Annotated in this window: 2 protein-coding genes and 1 pseudogene; 2 read left to right on the top strand and 1 reads right to left on the bottom strand. The window is 65.9% G+C overall.

What is annotated here, in order from left to right:
- The first annotated feature begins 293 nt into the window (after window positions 1-293).
- Window positions 294-2,450 carry a bifunctional TVP38/TMEM64 family protein/FAD-dependent oxidoreductase gene (locus Q1L59_RS03375; RefSeq protein WP_300328022.1) on the top strand — a complete coding sequence of 719 codons (2,157 nt, stop codon included), beginning with the start codon at window positions 294-296 and terminating at the stop codon, window positions 2,448-2,450.
- Window positions 2,451-2,484: 34 nt separating this feature from the next.
- Here the strand turns inward: Q1L59_RS03375 and Q1L59_RS03370 are convergent, their stop codons facing one another.
- Window positions 2,485-2,910, bottom strand: a complete 426-nt coding sequence (locus tag Q1L59_RS03370; protein WP_300328019.1) for a universal stress protein — start codon at window positions 2,908-2,910, stop codon at window positions 2,485-2,487.
- A 308-nt stretch (window positions 2,911-3,218) separates the two neighbouring features.
- On the opposite strand from Q1L59_RS03370, the pseudogene Q1L59_RS03365 reads away from it, so the two are divergent.
- Window positions 3,219-3,568: pseudogene (locus Q1L59_RS03365) on the top strand (citrate transporter); the annotation flags it as partial.

Here is a 3,568-nt window from a genome sequence, read left to right as displayed (position 1 = left end):
TTCGCCGCCGGGCGCTGGGTGTGGCACTGGAAGGACTGGATCGACCGCCGCTTCATGCGCCTTTTTTCGCATCTGCCGCAGAAAAGCGCTTGAAACCCGTCGCCCACCGCTGTGCAGCGGGCCGGTGTGCGCCCCGGCTGACGATGCGATGCGCTGAGCGACGGCGCCTGCCGCGTTCGCCTTCGGCGTAAGTTTTTCACCGCTCTGGGCGACGAATCGTCCACACTGGCCGTCCGCCCGGCGGCCGGCATCCGCCGCTGGGCCAGCCATTCGCCGAAGCTGAGGAGTTCTCCATGAAGCGCAAGCAAATCGTCGTTCTCGCCCTGATCGTGCTCGCCCTGCTTGCCTATTTTCAGCTTGGCCTGGGCGAGTACCTCAGCCTGGCAGCGCTCAAGGCGGAGCAGGCGGCGCTCGCCGAATACCAGCAGCAGCACCCATGGCAGCTTGCCGGTCTGTATTTTGCCGCCTACGTCGTGGTCACCGCCCTTTCGCTGCCCGGCGCGGCGCTTCTGACGCTCGCCGGCGGAGCCCTCTTCGGCCTCGTCTGGGGCAGCGTCATCGTTTCCTTCGCCTCGTCGCTCGGCGCGACGCTCGCCTTCCTGGTCGCGCGCTTCCTGCTGCGAGACTGGCTGCTCGGCCGTTTTGGCGAACGCCTGCGGGCGGTCGACGAGGGCATACGGCGCGACGGCGCCTTCTATCTGTTCACGCTGCGCCTGATCCCACTGTTCCCGTTCTTTCTGGTCAATCTCCTGCTCGGACTGACCGCGATGCGGGTACGCACCTTCTACTCGGTCAGCCAGCTCGGGATGCTCGCCGGCACGCTGGTCTACGTCAATGCAGGTACGCAACTGGCGCGCGTCGATTCGCTCGCCGGCATCGTTTCGCCGACGCTGCTTGCCTCGTTCGCCCTGCTCGGCATTTTTCCGCTCGTCGCTCGCCGGCTCGTCGACGCGGTCAAAGCGCGCAAGGTTTACGCCGGCTGGACGAAGCCGCGGCGCTTCGACCGGAACCTGATCGTCATTGGTGGCGGCAGCGCCGGCCTGGTCAGCGCCTACATCGCGGCCGCCGTGCGTGCGAAAGTCAGCCTGGTCGAGCAACACCGCATGGGCGGCGACTGCCTGAACACCGGTTGCGTTCCCTCGAAAGCGCTGATCCGCTCGGCCCGATTGCTCGCGCAGATCGCGCGCGCGCGCGCGTTCGGAATCGCCACGGCCGAGGCCCGCTGCGACTTTGCCGAAGTGATGGAGCGCGTGCAGGCGATCATTCGGCAGGTCGCCCCGCACGACTCGGTCGAACGCTACCGGGCGCTCGGCGTGGACGTCGTCGAAGGCGCAGCGCGCATCGTCTCGCCATGGCAGGTCGAGATCACCCGCCGCGATGGCACGCAGCAGAGCCTGCGTACGCGCAGCATCGTCGTCGCCGCCGGCGCGCGACCGGTCGTCCCCGAGCTACCGGGAATCGAAAAGATCGCCTACCTGACCTCGGATACCGTCTGGCAGTTGCGTCAGTTGCCGCGCCGACTGCTGATCCTCGGCGGCGGCCCGATCGGCAGCGAGCTGGCGCAGGCCTTCAGTCGTCTCGGCGCACAGGTGACGCTGGTCGAACGTGGTGCGCGCCTGCTGGCGCGCGAAGACGCCGAGGTCTCGGCTCTGGTCGCGCAGCGTTTTCGCGCCGAGGGCGTGCAGCTACGGCTCGAGCACGAAGCGAAGTCCTTCATCGTCGAGCAAGGCGAGCAGATGCTCGTCGCCGAACACGCCGGCGCCACCGTCCTCCTGCCCTTCGACGCGCTGCTCGTCGCGCTCGGGCGACGCGCCAATCTCGACGGATACGGCCTGGCCGAGCTCGGCATCGCCAGCGGAGCTACGCTCGAAGTCAACGAGTTCCTGCAGACGCGCTACCCGAACATCTACGCTGCCGGCGATGTCGCCGGGCCGTTCCAGTTCACCCACACGGCGGCGCATCAGGCGTGGTATGCGTCGGTCAACGCGCTCTTCGCACCCTGGCGCAGGTTCCGCGTCGACTATTCGGTGATTCCGTGGGCCACCTTCATCGAACCCGAGGTTGCGCGCGTCGGGATCAACGAGCAGGAAGCGCAAGCGCGTGGAATCGCTTACGAAGTGACGCGTTACGACCTCGACGACCTGGACCGGGCAATCGCCGACGGGGCAGCCGAGGGCTTCATCAAGGTGTTGACCGTTCCCGGTAAGGACCGCATTCTGGGCGTAACGATCGTCGGCGAGCATGCCGGCGAGTTGATCGCCGAGTACGTTCTGGCGATGAAGAACGGCATCGGGCTGAACCGGATTCTGGCAACGATCCACATCTACCCGACGCTCGCCGAGGCAAACAAGTACGTCGCCGGCGTCTGGAAGAAAGCGCATGCGCCGGCGACAGTGCTGCGCTGGGTCGAGCGCTGGCACGCCTGGCGGCTGCGCAGGCGAGGAGGCTGAACCAGGCGGGGCCTGGCACAGCCGGTCAGCGAAGCTAGCGAATCAGGGTGAGCGGCAGATCGCTCGACTGCAGCACTTCGCTGCTCACCGAGCCGAGCAAGGCGGCCGAGACCGCGCCCATTCCGCGGCTGCCCATGACGATGCCGTCGCAGTTGTGCTCGGCGGCGACCCGGGTGATGCACGCCGCCGGCGCACCGATTTCGACCAAAGGTGTAAAGCGCACGCCGGCCGCCTGCAACACCGCGCGCTCCTCACGTAGCACATCGCCCGCGCGACTCTCTTCCATCGCCTCGACTTCCTCCCGCGTGAGCACACGCAACACGCTCCAGTCGTCGATTTCCGGCTGGACATTGAGCAGGACGACCTCGATAGATGGGAAGACGGCAGCCAGCGCAACGACGTACTGGACGGCACGATGGGCAGCGGCTGAGCCGTCAACGGCAAGCAGCAATTTGTGCATGGCAAGCGTGTCCTTCGGCAAGAATAAGCTATGAAATGAACGCGTGACGCGCATTCGATGCAGGCTGCGCCGGCTTCGCCGGCGAACCGCCCAGCCGACAGGCCTCCCCCACCGGCTCGCCGGTAACGAAACGCTTGACGGCTTCCAGTCTAAGCGACAAGCTTAGCACAAGGACTGGGTGGCCATTCGGCATGAGGAGAAACGCGATGGGGTGGAAGGCGGTCGATCGGACATGCATTTGCGCGGCAGCTTCGGCTGCTTTTTTGTGTTTTGCCGGGCCGGCACTGGCGGCGGAAGGCCCGGCGGTAATGAACATACCGCTCGAGTTCATTCTGTTCGCGGCGACCCTGCTTGGCGTCGCGCTGTTCCATCGCTACGTGCTGCAGATTGCCTTGACCGGTCTGCTGGTGATTACGAGCTACAAGATCGTCTTCTCCAACTTCAAGACCGGTGATGGAATCGCCGGCTTCGCCAGCCACATGGCGCACGAATGGGTGCTGCTCGCCAACCTGTTCGGCCTGCTCGTCGGCTTTGCCCTGCTCGCGCGCCACTTCGAGGACAGCGGTGTACCGGCGCTGCTGCCGAGGCTGTTGCCGGCTGGCTGGCTGGGTCCGTTCATCCTGCTCGCCTTGATCTGGTTTCTTTCGTCGTTCCTCGA

This window comes from Accumulibacter sp., assembly GCF_029255125.1.
GTDB lineage: Bacteria > Pseudomonadota > Gammaproteobacteria > Burkholderiales > Rhodocyclaceae > Accumulibacter.
This window is presented reverse-complemented; position numbering and strand designations above follow the sequence as displayed.